This is a genomic window from Paenibacillus sp. FSL F4-0100, from assembly GCF_037993005.1.
In the GTDB taxonomy this organism is placed as follows: domain Bacteria; phylum Bacillota; class Bacilli; order Paenibacillales; family Paenibacillaceae; genus Paenibacillus_AQ.
The window spans coordinates 573,984-589,952 of record NZ_CP150303.1; the positions used below are offsets into that span (position 1 = coordinate 573,984).

A 15,969-nucleotide genomic window follows, 5' to 3' on the forward strand; every position below is an offset into this window, starting at 1 on the left:
ACCACAGGAGATTCAGTAGTTTCAATCCTAAATGATCTGAAGTTTACATTCACAACCGCCGGTTTCTTTTCTCATCGATGTAAAGCTCGACAGCTGTTATGGCGCGAATCAGAAGTTTAATGAGCAGATACAATGCATACAAACCAAGCAGCATAAAAAGTCCGTTTATGATTAAGATCAACATGGGCCATAAATGAAACATGGAACTGGAACTACCTATACTCATATGGCTCGCCTCCCTTCTACATTTTCCTTGCAGGGTTCTCCTGGAACCGGAATGATAACCTCGAACTATTTATTCCATAATATAACAATCATATCTGATTCTAACATAACATAAGGAGCGTAGTCATGATTTTTGCCATTGAATGGGGTGAATGATTGGATGCCTGGCAGGAAGGGGACGACAGAGGAAGTATTTTCATTATTTGTTGATATGGACTAACCAATCCCGGTCACGATGCGTTAAAGTGTATAAGGATTCATATTTTCAGCTAAGGAGATTTAAAGACATGACAACCCAGAAATGGACAAAACTGGCGGCAAGCGGCGCAATAGCGGCCACAATGCTGTTAAGCTCGATGGTACAGGCTCAAGCTGAGGCTGGGCACAAGAAGGAATTGGGATTAAATGTTAATCATTATGTTGTCACGATGGACGTTAAACCTGTCATCGTGAATGGTACGGCGCTGGTCCCTTTGAACACGGTGAGGGAATATTTGAAGCCTATGCACCTCCGCTGGAATAACAAGAACAAAACGCTAACTGTCAACACAGGCACCGATCAAGTCACCCTAAAGATGGGGAGCAAGGAAGCCAAGGGAAAGGGGAAGATCTACACCTTGTCTGTTCCCGCTCAACTAAAGGATGGGCGCGTCATGGTTCCTGCTCGATGGATGGCGGAGCTGTATGGTGCACAGGTAAGCTTGGATACAAAGGCCGGGATGGTCTACATCTATACACCGGAGGTTGACGTGTCGACGGCTGAGGAGAACCGGGATGTGAAGCTGTATCCGGTAAGCGCAACGAAATACGGCAGATATGAAGGAATGGTGGTCGAGGTCGAAGGAAGGAAGCAGGTCTTTAAGGACTGGAACGGCGGAGATGGTATGCGTAAACCCGTCATTCAATATCAGGATGTTACAGGCGATGGCAAGCCGGAAGTTGTGGTGTTCTATGTGAACGGGACCGGCACGGGTCTTTACATGGGGGAGATGCATGTAGTCGACGCCGAGACTCTGAAGGAAATTCCTATCGAATCATTGGAACAGGCGGTATTGAGCCATGTGCAATCCAACATTGAGAAGTATGCAGACCACTTTGTGATCAAACTTTTGATCGACGGGAAGGAGTATGTCGAAAGGATCGAGGATGATTCCAAGGATAAAAGCTACCTATATGATAAGGTTGGCTTCGGGGCCGTCGTCAGACACAAACTAGCGGAAGGCCAGCTTGTTACGGAAGCTGCGGGAAGCATCAGCCCTGCCGGCTTCGCTGGCGATCTCCATATAACATACCGATTTCAAGAAAAGTTGAACCGATTTGTGGTGGATAGCATTGAATATAGTAGTCTGGAAGAATGGGGGAAGTAACGGTTTATTGATGTGGAACTTTAGATCTACATATAAACGCATATCTGATAAGACGTTATGAACATGGACTAGAAGCATAAATCTTGATAGAATGATGTGCTTCGCTAATCAAAAGGGTGCTACGGCGCCCTTTTTTTGCTTTTTTAATGTCCAGTCCATCCCATTTATTTCCTCCACACTCTCCAAAAAGGAACCAGAGAGAATGGCGCATATAGAACCTATGCAAGAAGAATTCATCCTCTTTCATAGGTCTTTATTACCATTTACTTGAGTCTTAAGATTCCTCTAAGATAGTTAATAAACCTGACACATTTTTGCTAGGGGAAGAGAGTGATTTCGTAAGTAAACGCATTCAATGTTAAGTAATATAACAAGTCCATACCATGAGGGCTTTGAACGAGGTGTTTTTATGCAGCAATGGCTTGGGAAATCGCTAAAGCATAAATTGTCGTTACTTATTATTATCGCTACGCTGGTGCCGCTGCTGTTTCTCGGTATTTTCTCTTTTAACATAGCCAAGAGTCTGACGGAGGAGAAGGCCAAGATCACAGGAATGAATACACTTCGACAGCTGGAAGCTTACCTGGATACGATGGTCAAAGACGTGGAGAACATCTCGCTGTTTCTCATCGGGCATACCGGTGTTCAAGCCTATCTGAAGACCGAACAGAGCAACTATGTCCAGCAGACGACGGTTATTAATTTTTTGACGAATCTGGCCTTTTCCAAAGATTATATCGCCAACATCATTGTCGAACCGCTCGGCAGCAAAGATGCGATCTCGCACAAGTCCTTGGTTCGCTCCGAGTTCCGGAATATTACCGAAGTGGTCCCCGATTATTACGAGCATCATCCCAAATGGTGGTCCTTTGTACATCGGCAGTGGACTTTTGAAGGCGTTAGGAAAGTCATTACGTTGGCCAGACCGATCCGGAGCACGGATAAATATAAGCCGATCGGGAATCTGCAGATCAACCTGGATCAGGGCGTCATTGCCAATCAATTCCGGCAGGCCGTCCTGGAGAAGACCGGGTTTGTCCTTCTTCTTGATGAGAATAACCGGATTATCGCCGGTCCGCCGGATATGGAGACCAATCTTACACTTGCAGACAATTATCCTTCGATTGGAGAGTTTGAGGGGCTCAGCGGAAATATAGACTATGGCGAGGGGAGCAACAAGAAGACCATTCTCTATAAGAAAATGTCCAGCGTGAACTGGAAACTGGTCGGCATCATACCCTCACAGGAATACCGTTCCCAGAACCAATACTTTATCAAATTGACGGCGGTTGCCGTCACCGTGGCTATACTGCTTGCCATTATACTGGTTCTTTTCCTGATCCAGAAAATTACGAATCCGCTGTCCGTGCTAACAAAGTTTCTCAAGAATTCAAGCCCGGAAGAGCCGCTGCCTGCTCTCCCGGTTAAGACGGTCGATGAGGTCGGGCAGCTCATTATCAGTTACAACCGGCTCAGCTCCCGGATTGTGAAGCTTACCGATGAAGTGAAATTGAATGAGTCGCTGAAGAAGGAGGCGGATATGCATGCGCTGCAGGTGCAGATTAATCCGCATTTCCTCTACAATACGCTGTCATCCATCCATTGGTTGGCACTGATGAACCAGGATGTGAAAATCGCCGAGATGGTGGGATCGCTCAGCGATTTCCTGAGGTTCAGTCTCAATAACGGGCAGGAATATTGCACGATTCAGCAGGAAATTATGCATGTCCGTCATTACGTGAATATCCAAACCATCCGCTATCCGGAAAAGTTCAAGTTTGAGGTTCATGTGGAGGAAGAGCTGTATCAGCACACCATGTTAAAGCTGCTGCTGCAGCCGTTGGTTGAAAACTCCATGCTGCACGGTATTTTGAGCCGTGACGGGATGGGGACGATTACGATTCGCGGGCACCGCGAGCCTAAAGGGATCCGCTTCGTGGTGGAGGATGATGGCATCGGAATGACGACGGATCGCCTGAAGTGGCTTCAGGATCAGCTGGTTGAGAATCCGCTGCAGTACGAGAAGGGGCAGACCCCGCGGGGAAGCTACGGGCTGCGCAATGTCCATAAACGGCTTCTCCTTCATTACGGCAAGGATGCGGGCTTGCGTGTGGAGAGTACGGAAGGAGTCGGAACACGTGTGATGTTTACGATACCTGATTTACCTGAAATTCAACAATCTGAATTATCCAATAAAGGGGATGGCGACATTGAAGGTATTGATCGTTGATGATGAAGTGATCATTCGAAATGGTCTGAGTACAGTGATCAATTGGGCCGATAACGGCTTTACGGTGCTGACGCCCGCGGCTTCAGCGGAGGAAGCCCTTCAGCGTATTCCTGTTGAAATGCCCGAAATTATTTTTACCGATATTCGCATGACAGGCTTGAGCGGACTGGATATGGCACATGAAGTCAAGCAGCAGTATCCCGAGATCGAAATCATTGTTATATCAGGATATGATGAATTTTCATATGCGCAGCAGGCGATGCGGGAAGGCGTAAGTGACTATTTGCTGAAGACGAGCAGGCCCGGGGAAATTATTGAGGCTGCTGTCCAAGCCAGGGAACGGCTGTTACAGCGCAGGCTTACACAAGCGAAGGGAAGGGCGCAGGAGTTGGTAGTCAGCCGGGGTTTCCTGAGAAGGCTGCTTGCTTCCGGCACTCCGCTGGACGAGCATGCCGAGGCCGAATTGTGTGAGCGATACCCGGAGCTGCGTTTGGAATCGAACGGCTCGGTGCTGCAGATCTGGATACTGTCGGTATATCCGCTGCATCCAGAAGAAGAGGAACAATCGAACGTTAGCGAGCTGCATCGATTAATCGGCACGGAGTTGGCCGAAGTGCTGCAATGTGCGTGGCTGGAGTGGAACGGCTCCCTGCTTCTGTTGGTGCGGGCAGAGCCGAGTAATGGCTGGGGGCGGGTAGATTCCGCTCTGCGGAAAATGGAATCCATGCACGCCTGCCGCATCAAGGCTGCCAGCGGCCAACGGGTCGCAAACGCCAGGGAGCTGCACATTGCGCTGGCTACCGCGGTAGAGGCCAGCTCCTACGAGTGGCTGCTGCAATCGGAACGGCATATCCGCTATGAAGATATCGAAGGACGTACAGGCATCCGCACGGTCTGTTCGATGGAAGAAGAAACCAAGCTGTCATCCCTGCTGCGTTCGGGAGAATCCGCCGACTTGCAGGCATGGGTGACGGATTTGCTGCGGCGCATCCAAAGTCAGGACCAGGCAACGCCCGGCTCGGTTCAGGCTTACCTACATTCCCTGATCGTCTCGGCACAGCGCTGGCTTATACGGGCTGCAACGTCTATCGGCTATACCAGTCCGGTGAAAGTGGAAGAGACGTACGATATCCGCGAGTTGACCAAGAATCCGGAGAAGGTGCTGGTCGATTCGCTCGGGCTCATCATGAAGGAGTACCGTGATATGGTGTCGACGACAAGTCCCGTCCAGCGAGCGATCTCCTTCATTCATGAGCATCTGGGACAGAGTTTGTCTCTCCAACAAGTGGCCAAGCATGTTCATATGAACCCCAACTATTTCAGCGAGATATTCAAGAAGGAAACCGGGCAGAATTATATCGAATTCGTGACCCAGGCGAAACTGCGAAAAGCGATGCACCTGCTGCGGGAAACGCCAGCCAAAATCAGTGAAATCGCGAATGAAATCGGCTATGAGGATATTAAGTATTTTAACCGCCTGTTCAAGAAATGGACGGGACAAACCCCGTCGGAGTATCGGGCAAATCCTGAATTTTGTCCCTCTATCGACTGAATTATATCCCCTATGTAAGCGTTATATCCTTTTATATACTTGGACTAATCATCTAAGACGTTTCATCATTTTCGTATATTAAAAAAGGGGGATTGACCATGAGACCAAAACGTAAAATAGGTCTTGTTCTGCTGATGATGTCACTGGTCCTTGCAGCTTGCGGAGGCGGGCAAAGCAAAGAGCAGGCGGGAGGAAATGAGAGTAATCAAGAGAAGGTCAAGCTGACAATCTGGCATAACTTTGCCGGTGATGACCTGCGTGCAAAATCAGTTCGAAGCTTTATCGATCAGTTTGCTCAGGACCATCCTGAAGTTACGCTCGATGCACAAGCGATTCCGCCGGACGGTTACCGTCAACGTCTGAGTACGGTTGCGGCTGCGAATGAAATGCCGGATGTATTCTTCGTATATGCTGGAAGCCAGTCAGCTGAGCTTCATCAGGCGAAACTGCTTCAGCCGATTACAGAGGTGCTCGATGCGCATTCGGATTGGAAGAATAAATTCCTGCCGGGAGCGTTTGATCCATACGAGTTCGAGGACGGCCAGATCTACTCTGCTCCACTAGGCATGTCCGCAACTTCAATTCTCTACTACAACAAAGCATTGTTTGACAAACATAACGTAAAAGTTCCAACGACTTGGGAAGAAATGATGGCGGCGGTTAAAACGTTCAATGATAACGGCATTACGCCGATCGCACTCGGAAACAAAGCGCCATGGGTTGCGCAATCCACCATTATCGGATCGATTGCCGACCGTGTGACAGGCACCGAATGGTTCAAGAAAGCGGCAGCACAGGATGGCGCGAAATTTACCGATCCTGAGTTTATCGAAGCGCTTGGATATTTCAAAGAGCTGGTAGATAACAAAGCCTTCCAGGAAGGTGCGAACAGCATCGACAACACGCAAGCCGAGCAGTATTTCATCCAAGGAAATGCAGCGATGATGATCAGCGGTGCATGGACACTCACGAACCTGGCGGCTTCTTCATCGGAGGAGCAAATGAAGGATATTGAAGTGACGACATTGCCTTCGATCCCGGGCGGTAAAGGTGAGGCTAACACCATCTCCGGCGGAGCTGGCGGCGGTCTGGCCCTTAGCAGCAGAACGGAAGGGAAAGCGAAAGAATTGGCGCTGGAACTGATTTATGCGGTCAGCGGACCAGAAGCGCAAAAAGCGATTGCCGAGAGCAACTCCATGGTAATGTACGATACCGAAATCGATCAGGCCAAAGTTACTTCCTTGTACTACAAAGCCTTTAACCTGGTGAAATCCACAAGCATTACGCCGGTATACGATGCTTATCTGTCTGCAGAAGCGGCTGAAGTCATCAACAACGGTCTGCAGGAAATTATGATGGGCGGCCCCGTCGAAGGTGTGGCCCAGAAGCTACAGGATGCGCAAGCCAGATCCGCTACTCCATAAGAAACCGTTCATCACTGCACAAGGATTAGGAGGGAGGAGGCTGCCATGCCTACAGCGATGAGAAGCAAAGGATTTATAGCCATAGCTCTTCTTCCTGCGCTTCTGTTGTTTCTGATATTTGTCATTATTCCGGTCTTCTGGTCAGCTTACTACGGATTTTTCAGTTGGAAAGGGTTCGGAGACGCCACATTTATCGGCCTTGATAATTATAAAGAGATGTTCAAGGATCCGATCTTCTGGCGGGCGCTTCGAAACAACCTGATTCTGGTCGTATCATCCATTATCGGTCAGGTTCCAATCGCGTTGATTCTGGCTATTGTATTGTTCAAGAATTCGTTCTTCTCCAGGTTCATTCGGTCTGCCGTATTCATGCCGATGGTTCTCTCCACGGTTGTTGTCGGTCTCATCTGGGGTTATATTTATCATCCTCAGTTCGGAATCGCCAACTATGTGCTGGAGATGCTCGGTCTGGAGTCATGGACCCGTGCCTGGCTGTCCGATCCAAAAGTCAACATGCTGGCGATATCAATCCCGATTAACTGGGCGAACATCGGCCCTTATCTGGTCATCTTTATCGCAGCACTGCAAAATATTTCACCGGAGATCCATGATGCGGCCAAAATCGATGGGTCCACCGGTTGGAACAAGCTAATGCAAATCACGCTGCCGATGATCTGGAGCACGGTTGTCGTAACCATTGTGCTATGCATCTCGGGAAGCCTGAAAGCTTTTGACCATGTCATCGTCATGACGGGTGGCGGACCGGCGCAATCGACCGAGCTGCTAGCCACTTATATGTACAACAGCACGTTCAGCGTGTACCGTTACGGTTACGGCTCCGCCGTCTCCACGATGATTATGATCGTCAGCGCCATTCTTATCGCGCTTAACTATTTCGCAACGCGCAGAAAGTCAAGTTAACATGAAGGAGGGAGCGATGTGAATTTACAGACGACCGGGACCGGAAGCGCCTCAGGGAAACGCGTCATCACGAAGGGGTTAACCGGGTTCGTAAAATTGCTGCTGATTGTGTATGCGATTCTTACGCTCTATCCCTTGTACTGGCTTTTTACGAGCGCGTTTAAATCGAATCAGGATTTCTTCACCAACCCTTACGGCTTGCCGAAGGAGTGGATGACCGAGAATTTATTCCGGGCATGGGAGCTTGGAAATATGGGCAGAGCGATGCTGAATTCAACGGTTGTGACGATTACAGCTGTCGTTCTGACCATCCTGCTCAGTGTACTTGCGGCATATGTATTGTCCAGATTCGAGTTTCGGTTCAAAAAGCTGGTGGTCGTGTTGTTTACGACCGGGCTGCTGATTCCGATTCATAGTACGCTGGTGCCCCTATTTATTATGATGAAAAATATCGGCCTGCTCGACACGTACGGTGCGCTCATTCTGCCTTATACGGCATTTGAGCTGCCAATCGCGATCTTCTTGGCGATGGCTTACATGTCATCCATTCCAAGAGAGATTGAAGAAGCGGCCATGATTGACGGCAGCGGCTGGTGGGGAATTTTCGGCAGAATGATTCTTCCGCTCTGTACGCCGATCGTGGCAACGATATCGATTCTGGCATTCCTTCGATTCTGGAATGACTTCTCCTTCGCACTCGTATTTATCAATACGCAAGCGCTGAAGACGCTGCCGCTAAGTCTGTCCTTGTTCTCGGACGGCTTCGGCACGGATTACAGCTTGACGATGGGAGCGATGGCGATCGCAGTCATTCCAACGATCGTGGCCTACTTGATCTTGCAGGAGCAGATCATGAAGGGTATGGTGGCAGGGTCCATCAAAGGTTAGATCTTTGGTCTTAAGGAAATTCAATATTCTTAAAAGAAAGGCCTCTTCCGGTCAACGGAAGGGGTTTTTCGTATTATTAGGTCAACCAGGATTATCAGGTTGGTCTAATTCCGTAGTGCGGTTTGTTTAAGTACTGAAGTTGGCAAAGTTTTCGCTTCTCCCTCGAAAATATTCATGCACGATTTTCGGCTACGCCATGCCGGCATATCCAATATAATAGGAAGACAAGGACAAAGAGAGCATGAGATGATGGCTTGCAAGCGATAGCCACAGTGTACGTATATGAGATCGAGGGAGGAACCCCAAGTGATATCGGCTGCGAATCAACAGGAGTATTATCAGGCATTAGTGGAAAAGAAATCGGAGTACGAGGGCGTTTTTTATGTGGGCGTGAAGACCACGGGGGTGTTCTGCCGCCCGACATGTCCGGCCCGAAAACCAAAAATGGAAAATTGTGAATTTTACGAGACGGCTCAAGAAGCGCTGCTTGCTTCCTTCAGGCCCTGTAAACGATGCCGTCCGCTATCACACCCCAATCAGGTGTCCGACCTGGTCCGGCTGCTCGTTGAGGCGGTGGAAGAAAATCCGGAGAAAAGGTGGACCAACCAGGATTTTCAGAAGCTGTCCGTGGATGCTTCGACGGCGAGACGCCAATTCAAGAAGCGGTTCGGGATGACCTTCGTCGAATATGCACGGGCACGGCGGATGGGACTTGCCCTGAAGCAAATCCGGGAGGGGCATGCCGTCATCGATGCGCAGCTGTCGACCGGCTACGAGTCCAGCAGTGGCTTTAGGGATGCTTTTTCGCGCATTATGGGCGCAGCGCCTACTCGATCGGGGAATAACAAGATCTTAAAAGCATCGTGGCTCGACACGCGCCTTGGACCGATGATGGCCATCGCGGATGAGGAGGCGCTGTATTTGCTCGAATTCGTGGACCGCCGGGGCTTGGAGCGTGAGGTTGAACGTCTCCGGCAGAGAACCAAGTCGGCCATCATTCCGGGTTATACAGCTCCGATCCGTTCGATCGAACTTGAACTCGGCACGTATTTTGACGGGGAATTAACGGAATTCAAGACGCCTTTGTTTCTATTAGGATCGCCGTTTCAAAAAGAAGTATGGGATCAGTTACTGCAGATTCCACCTGGACAGACGTCTTCGTATGGCGAGCTCGCAGCAACGATGGGAAGGCCTACCGCCTATCGTGCCGTTGCTCAAGCGAATGGCGCCAACCAGCTCGCGATTGTCATTCCATGCCATCGGGTGATCAATACGAGCGGCGAATTGGGCGGATATGGCGGAGGATTGTCACGCAAGCAGTGGCTGCTGCATCATGAGAAACCGATGAGTGCTGCAACCATACATGAATAGCAGACGTTCGTCATTAACCAAGCAGATGGATTATTGCCTCCATCCTGCGGGTGACGATTAGCTATAAAGTAGCCTCGGGATGCAGGAGTCTTATGCTATAATTTGGATTGTCCCTATGTGGTTTCTAAAGATACTCTGTTTCTGAAACGGGACGTTTGTTATATCGATTCCTGTACACCGAAAGCGTGTTGGATCACGAACTCAACTATTTTATGCTAAGACCGTATGGTTTGCCGTCAGTTTCATATGGCTGCTCCCGTACGTGGTAGAGATCAAGCCCCGGGAGTGGAATCGCAGTCATCTGATTTGGGTAGGCGTCTATTTCGCGCTTGTCTTTGCTGCCTCCGGGGCCGCGATAATATGAATGGATGTGGCCGGAAAAAGAGTTCTGGAAAATATATCGAGTTATGAATACGCAAAGCAGCCAAGCTCCTGCCTTTAAGGATGAGCATGGGCTGCTTTTTTATTACTTCATTATATAGTAGAAAAAATTCAGCGGGGGCCTTTTGCTTGTTCCGGCCTGGCCGGTACCGTTGCCGTTGCCCGGAACTTGACCGGGGACACGCCATAGTTGGCCCGGAATACCCGGTGAAAATAGGAATAGCTAGCAAAGCCGCAGGTTTCCGCGATTTCCTCCAGCGTCATGGTGCTGTATTTCATGCGCTCGACGGCTGCATTCAACCTGATCTCCAGGGCGTACTGGATCATCGTTTTTCCGTAATATTCCTTGAACAGTTTAACGGCACGGGATAAACTGAGTCCCACATGGGAAGCAGCCTCCTCCAGCTTGAAGGTGATGGTGGCATGTTCCTCTACGAATCGCTTCAGCCGCAGGGCGGTGAAGGCAAGACGATCGGTCGGCTTGATCTCGGTAATGGCCCGGTCCAGGCAGAGGCAGAGACTCCGCAGCAGGTAGTCGGTCAGCTCCCCGATTTCCCCCTCAAGTCCGCGCCGCTTCTCCAGCAGCATCTGTCTCCACAAGCCCAGCAAATGATCGTCGAGCCCGACATGGCTGACGACAGGGCGGGGGATGCGGTTCCACCAATCATCAATCCAGGTGCCGTCGCAAAATATAAAATAATCCCCGCTGGACACGCGGCCATCCTCGCCGTCTTCCTTCACCCGCAGCTCGTATTCATCGCCGGGCTTCAGCAGCAGCAGGTCGCCTGCCTGCACGTGGTGCTCGATGCCGTTACAGTAGATTTCGCAGGAGCCTTCGGTTTGGAGACGGAACAGATAGGTCGTCAAGCCACCCCGATGGCTGTTGCTGAACTGCTGAAAGTGATAGGAATAGTCGCAGATGAGCAGTCTTGCTTCCATCATGGTAACAACCCCCAGTAAAAATGTAAGCAGATAGTTCATGTTGCAGCAATATTGTTTATGTTCATTTTAGCCTATTTGCATGTATGATAGTAGCAGATAGAGCAGTAACTCATTTTTGGAATCGAGGTGCGCTATAATGAGAAGAATGAACATTGGTTTGCAAATGTATACGCTGCGCGATGAGACAGCACAGGATTTCCGCGGTACGCTTCGCAAAGTGGCTGAATTAGGTTATGAAGGGGTGGAATTTGCAGGGTATGGAGACATTCCAGCCGAGGAAATGAAAACGCTTCTTCAAGAACTTGGCCTGAAAGCGATCGGCAGTCATGTAGGCCTGCACCTTCTTCGTGCAGATCTGCAGAAGGAAATTGATTACCTGAAAACCATTGGCGCTAAATATATGATGTGTCCATATGTGGCCGAAGAAGATCGTAAAGATGCCGACGATTGGAAGAACCTTTTCTCCTTCCTGGAGGAAGTAGGGGCTGAAGCGCGCAAGCAGGGCCTGATCTTTGGTTATCATAACCATGCATTCGAATTCGAAGCCGAGGTCGATGGCCAGTTCGTATTTGATGCGATGTATTCCGCAACGACGCCGGAAGCCGTGCAAGTGGAAATGGACGTATGCTGGGTACAATTCGCCGGACAAGATCCGCTTGCTTACATTCCAAAATATGCAGGCCGTCTTCCGCTGCTTCACCTGAAAGATTTTAGTAAGGATTCAGAAGGCAACATGAAAACGCTGGAGCTGAGTCAAGGCTCGGTTAACCTGCCGGGCGTCATTCAAGCTGCATCCGATGCAGGCACGGAATGGTTGATCGTCGAGCAGGACGTATGTCAGAATCCGCCGCTGCAAAGCGTGGAGAACAGCATGAACTGGCTGAAGCAGAACTACCTGAACCAATTTTAATCTATTTGCACAAAGGAGACTTTCAATGAGTAAAATTAAAGTGGCTGTGTTTGGCTGCGGCGCAATCGCCCAGCGCAGACATATTCCTGAATACGCGAACAATGCTAACGTGGAACTGGTTGCTTTTGCCGATCCGGTAAAGGAACGCGCCGAAGAGATGGCAGCCCAGTATGGCGGTAAAGCTTATACAGACTATCAAGAACTGCTGAAGAACGAGAAGCTCGATGCCGTTAGCGTATGTACGCCGAACTATCTGCATGCTCCAATGAGCATCGCGGCTGCGAATGCCGGTCTTCATGTGCTGGTGGAGAAGCCGATGGCAACAACGGCTGAAGAAGGAGAGCAAATGATCGAGGCAGCCCGCAAAAATGGGGTTTACCTCATGGTAGGCCACAACCAGCGTCTCATGCCTCCGCACGTGAAAGCGAAGGAAATCCTGGATTCCGGCAAGCTCGGCAAGGTGCTTACCTTCCGTACTTCCTTCGGCCACGGCGGTCCGGAGAGCTGGAGCCTCGATGGTCGCGACAGCTGGTTCTTCCGCAAAGAAGAAGCGATTATGGGCGCTATGGGTGACCTCGGCGTGCATAAATCCGACTTTATCCGTTATTTGCTGAACGATGAAATCGCGGAAGTGGCGGGTTTCATCGGAACGGTTCATAAAGACGGAACCGATGTGGACGACAACGCGACTTGCATCGTTCGCATGAAGAGCGGGGCCGTAGGCACACTGATGGCGAGCTGGACGCATTACAGAGCCGGCGATAACGGAACGGTATTATGGTGCGAGAAGGGCGCCATGATGATCGGTACCGTTAACGGTGATGAAGTGGTTGTTGAGCTGACCGACGGTACGGTGGAAACCTACAAGGTCGGCGCCATGGCAACCAATGAGAAGCAGGTTCCGAGCGGCGTCATCGACACTTTTGTCGAATCCATTCTTACGAATACGCCTCCAAGCATTTCCGGTGAGGAAGGACTGCGTTCCTTGAACGTGATCCTGGGTGCATTCGAATCCCAAGAGACCGGTAAAATTGTGAAGCTGTAATATGATATTCAGGGAGAGCCGTCTGCGGACGGCTCTTTTTCTGTTGTGTGTGGAGCACCCTTGTACAGCTTAAAAACGAACCAGATTGTTGATTCGGACAGGCATGCCGGTTGCGATGGCGCGGTTGGCTGCAATTCCTGTCAGTATGGATCTCGCTCCATCGATATGGTTGGCCGCACGGGCGTACGGATCTTCCACGGGCTCTCCGAACAAATCATTCAGAAGAACCGGGTCGCCTCCACCATGCCCGCCTTTTTTCTCTTCGACATGAACCTCATAAGGGGCATCCAACATTGGAAGCACCCGCAGCGTTTTTCCGATTAACGCGCCTTCCTGATTCTTGTCGCCCAGCGAATTCACGTAGGATTGTTCAACAATGTTCATCTCGATCCGGCCTTTGGTGCCGTTAATTGCGATGCGATAGCCTTCCCACGGCTGATAGGCCACCAGTGAATACGTTAAAATGGCTTTGTTCTGATACCGCACGAGAACGCCCATCGTATCTTCAATATTAATGCCGTCGCCGAAAACGCTCTGGTCCCGCTGATAGCCATCTTCCGGCTCAGCATCCAGATACATGGCTTTGAGATGCGCATCGGAATCCAGATGGAGCGCGAAAGGATCCTCCTTCGCAACCTGGTTGCCGGTGGCACGATTGTAAAATTGCGTTACGCCCCGTGTTTCGGCATTCTCTCTACCATAGTACATGAGATCTCCAAATGCGAAAACGGTTTCAGGATGCGAGCCGATCCAGAAATTGACTAAGTCGAAGTGATGGGTGGATTTATGGACGAGCAGTCCGCCGCTGTTCCGCTTGTCCCGGTGCCAACGCCGGAAGTAATCCGCTCCGTGGCGGGTATTCAGCAGCCATTCGAAGTGAACCGAGGTCACCTGGCCGATGGTATCATTCATGATTAGCTCCCGTACCTTGGTATGATGGGGAGCGTAACGGTAGTTAAAGGTGACCCTGATATTTTGTCCGGTCCGCTTGACGGCATCCAGGATGGCTTGGCATTTCTCCTCGTCGATCGTTATTGGCTTCTCGGTCACGACATCGCATCCAAGCTCCATCGCGCGGATAATGTACTTGTGATGGGTCCGGTCGATGCTCGTGACAATGACGAAGTCGGGCTTCTCGTTCTCGATCATCTGGTCGAATTGGTCCGCGGTGTATGTAGGAACCTCGGCGTATTTATATTTTTCCCGCAGCAGCTGATTCGCGTAATTCATGCGAGTCTGGTTGATATCGCAAAAGGCAGCAAGCTCGGATTTGTCACGGAAATTCTGGGCTAGGGCGCCATAAAAAAATTCGGCTCGGCCGCCGGTTCCGACCAAAACATAACGTTTCTTGTCAATCATCTCTATCGCCTCCTTGAATATAGCTATAGCCTATAACAAAGAAGTACTTCTTTCGCCGCATTTTATGTTTAATCGCTTTCGAACACCGCTTATTTTGCTATAATCCAAGCAAAGGGGGCAGCGACATGACGAAGCCGTTTCGAGCGGACTACCACGATCCCAGCGGATATTTGGACATTGAATATGACCGCCGCATTGGATATTTCTCCATGACGGTTGACCATCTTCATGATCATTACGAGTTGTACTACCTGTTATCGGGTGAGCGCATATACTTCATTAAGGACCGTTCCTACCGGGTCAGAGCCGGGGATCTCGTTTTCGTGGACCGGAATGCCGTTCATAAGACGCTGGACAGCGGCCGGCCCGATCATGACCGGGTTGTCCTTTATATAAGTCCGGAGTTGTTTGCGGAATTGACCGTATCCCCCGACCTGGCCGAAGGACTGAAGGAGCCGTTCGGCTGGGATGTTCCGATTCTAAGGCTTTCTTCACCGGCATGTGAAGTCATGGAGCGAATGGTCGGTGAAATGGTGGAGGAGATGGTCCGTCCCCAGGCGGGGAGCAGCTGGCTGCTGCGGCACCGGACGGTTGAATTGCTGCTCTTCGCCTACCGTAACCAGCATCTGGGAACGGTTCGCTCCGCCGATACCGAGCCGGTTCTTCATCCGAAGACCCAGGCGGTCGTCCGGTATCTTAACGACAACTACCAGAAGGCCTTAACGTTGCCCGAGATAGCGGAGGCGTTCCGAATCAGTCCGCACTATCTCAGCCGGCTGTTCAAACAGACAACGGGGTTTACCTTTAGCGATTATCTTAATCTGCTTCGGGTCAAGGAAGCGCAGCGGCTGTTGCGGGAGAGTGATGATCCCATCACGGATATCGCCATGCGCTCGGGATTCAGCAACTTCTCCCACTTTGGTAAGATGTTCAAGCGGGCGGTTCAGATGTCGCCGAGGCAATATCGGCAGCAGTATCGAATGCGAAGTTAGGGGGATATGGCTATGTCTTCTTTCTGGCTCACTAGAAAAAGCTGAATTGAAATAGATAGTCTCTATTTTACTACAGCGAGGAGCTAGCCCTGATTTTGTGTATGACTCAGATTTTCTGCGCTTCCTGCCGAATGAGGTCGCGCAGCGTGCGTATTGCACCAATGAAAAAGATTATGCGCGTGCCGTCGCGCCTATTCGAGAGTCTGTTATTTTTGGGCCGCCGGTCGGGTGCGGGAGCATGACAACCAATCAAATCTATGCGAGAAGGGGTAATAGAGGCTGTAGCCCTAGTCCCTAATAGTGGCACCACATTCATCGAGTTGGATCAGCCCTTGACGGTGGTGCTTTTTGGTGTGCATATG

13 protein-coding genes are annotated in these 15,969 nt (G+C 50.3%); 10 read left to right on the forward strand and 3 right to left on the reverse strand.

The genetic code is table 11. The features are described from left to right. Positions 1-49 precede the first annotated feature (49 nt). Positions 50-226 (reverse strand): hypothetical protein, encoded by a 177-nt coding sequence (locus MHH48_RS02535; RefSeq protein ID WP_179090624.1) that lies wholly within the window; start codon positions 224-226, stop codon positions 50-52. Between the two features lie 286 nt (positions 227-512). On the opposite strand from MHH48_RS02535, the gene MHH48_RS02540 reads away from it, so the two are divergent. The 7 genes from MHH48_RS02540 (at position 513) to MHH48_RS02570 (ending at position 9,978) form a co-directional block, all read left to right on the forward strand. Next, a complete protein-coding gene (locus MHH48_RS02540) occupies positions 513-1,592 on the forward strand; it encodes a copper amine oxidase N-terminal domain-containing protein (RefSeq protein WP_076322419.1) in 1,080 nt (359 codons plus the stop codon). A gap of 409 nt (positions 1,593-2,001) precedes the next feature. Then, positions 2,002-3,822 carry a sensor histidine kinase gene (locus MHH48_RS02545; RefSeq protein WP_076322418.1) on the forward strand — a complete coding sequence of 607 codons (1,821 nt, stop codon included), beginning with the start codon at positions 2,002-2,004 and terminating at the stop codon, positions 3,820-3,822. Further along, complete coding sequence (locus MHH48_RS02550; protein ID WP_340390223.1) at positions 3,794-5,374, forward strand: helix-turn-helix domain-containing protein; 1,581 nt, start codon at positions 3,794-3,796, stop codon at positions 5,372-5,374. Before MHH48_RS02545 ends, MHH48_RS02550 begins: the two co-directional genes overlap by 29 nt. A gap of 98 nt (positions 5,375-5,472) precedes the next feature. Further along, positions 5,473-6,798, forward strand: coding sequence for an extracellular solute-binding protein (locus tag MHH48_RS02555; protein ID WP_076322416.1), 1,326 nt, complete (start codon positions 5,473-5,475; stop codon positions 6,796-6,798). A 45-nt stretch (positions 6,799-6,843) separates the two neighbouring features. After that, positions 6,844-7,719 (forward strand): sugar ABC transporter permease, encoded by an 876-nt coding sequence (locus tag MHH48_RS02560; protein WP_076322415.1) that lies wholly within the window; start codon positions 6,844-6,846, stop codon positions 7,717-7,719. A gap of 18 nt (positions 7,720-7,737) precedes the next feature. Further along, on the forward strand, positions 7,738-8,607 hold the full coding sequence (locus MHH48_RS02565) for a carbohydrate ABC transporter permease (RefSeq protein WP_071219105.1): 870 nt from the start codon (positions 7,738-7,740) through the stop codon (positions 8,605-8,607). 306 nt (positions 8,608-8,913) lie between these two features. Next, entirely contained in the window at positions 8,914-9,978 is a 1,065-nt protein-coding gene (locus tag MHH48_RS02570; protein WP_076322414.1) for a trifunctional transcriptional activator/DNA repair protein Ada/methylated-DNA--[protein]-cysteine S-methyltransferase, read from the forward strand. Positions 9,979-10,470: 492 nt separating this feature from the next. Here the strand turns inward: MHH48_RS02570 and MHH48_RS02575 are convergent, their stop codons facing one another. Beyond that, positions 10,471-11,298, reverse strand: a complete 828-nt coding sequence (locus MHH48_RS02575; RefSeq protein WP_076322681.1) for an AraC family transcriptional regulator — start codon at positions 11,296-11,298, stop codon at positions 10,471-10,473. 139 nt (positions 11,299-11,437) lie between these two features. Here MHH48_RS02575 and MHH48_RS02580 point away from each other — a divergent pair, with 139 nt between their 5' ends. Then, positions 11,438-12,211, forward strand: a complete 774-nt coding sequence (locus tag MHH48_RS02580; RefSeq protein ID WP_076322413.1) for a sugar phosphate isomerase/epimerase — start codon at positions 11,438-11,440, stop codon at positions 12,209-12,211. A 25-nt stretch (positions 12,212-12,236) separates the two neighbouring features. Further along, the gene (locus tag MHH48_RS02585) at positions 12,237-13,256 is read left to right on the forward strand and encodes a Gfo/Idh/MocA family oxidoreductase (RefSeq protein ID WP_076322412.1); all 1,020 of its coding nucleotides are present in this window, start codon (positions 12,237-12,239) and stop codon (positions 13,254-13,256) included. Positions 13,257-13,325: 69 nt separating this feature from the next. On the opposite strand, the gene MHH48_RS02590 is transcribed toward MHH48_RS02585, so the two are convergent. Continuing rightward, positions 13,326-14,615 carry a Gfo/Idh/MocA family oxidoreductase gene (locus MHH48_RS02590; RefSeq protein ID WP_076322411.1) on the reverse strand — a complete coding sequence of 430 codons (1,290 nt, stop codon included), beginning with the start codon at positions 14,613-14,615 and terminating at the stop codon, positions 13,326-13,328. Positions 14,616-14,740: 125 nt separating this feature from the next. On the opposite strand from MHH48_RS02590, the gene MHH48_RS02595 reads away from it, so the two are divergent. Continuing rightward, complete coding sequence (locus MHH48_RS02595; RefSeq protein ID WP_076322410.1) at positions 14,741-15,607, forward strand: AraC family transcriptional regulator; 867 nt, start codon at positions 14,741-14,743, stop codon at positions 15,605-15,607. The last annotated feature ends 362 nt before the right edge of the window (positions 15,608-15,969 follow it).